The organism is Serratia sp. A07 (assembly GCF_058725505.1).
The window spans coordinates 1-593 of sequence record NZ_JBZXDO010000244.1 but is presented as its reverse complement, the minus strand read 5'-3'; the positions used below and the strand labels follow the sequence as shown (position 1 = coordinate 593).

Below are 593 nucleotides of genomic sequence, written 5' to 3'. Positions count from 1 at the left end.
CGGCCGGCGAGGCGCGTTTCACCGGCCGGTCGCCCGGCCTCAAAGGCGCGCACCGCCGCCTGCGCCGCGGCGTCATCAGCGCGCAGCAGCACGTCATGCACCGTCTCGCGCTTGCCGGTGTGCTTTTCCACCTGCCGTTGCCAGCCCTCAAGGTCGTCGACATACATCTGGATGTGTTCTTTCGTGCGCGACAGGGCAACGTAGGCGCTGTCCTGTGCCGCCATGCGCTTGCGTGCGCCCTCAACCCCTTCCAGTAAAATCACGTAATCCACCGAGGCGCCCTGGGCGCTGTAGGTGGTGACGGCGTAGCCGTAGTCGATATGCCGGTCGCCCGGCACTGCGTTCGGGTCGAGGCTGACCTGCTGCTCACCGACAGCCACCTGCAGCCGGCCGCGGTCATCAATGCCGGTCACCACACCGATGTCGTTGGTGCGCAGCAGCCGGTCACGGTCGGTGGTGGTCAGCCGCAGTCGTTCCCCGACCGATACCGTCATCGTTTTTACCTCAAAGACCGCCACCTGGCTGCGCCGCAGGGTGGCCGGCGCCAGCCAGCGCTCGTCCTGACCGTCCAGGCCGGTGAGTGATACCGTGCC

Annotated in this window: 1 pseudogene; it reads right to left on the bottom strand. The window is 67.3% G+C overall.

The annotated features are described in order from the left end of the window. Window positions 1-593, bottom strand: a pseudogene (locus AC4PR2_RS29540) (MobF family relaxase); the annotation flags it as partial.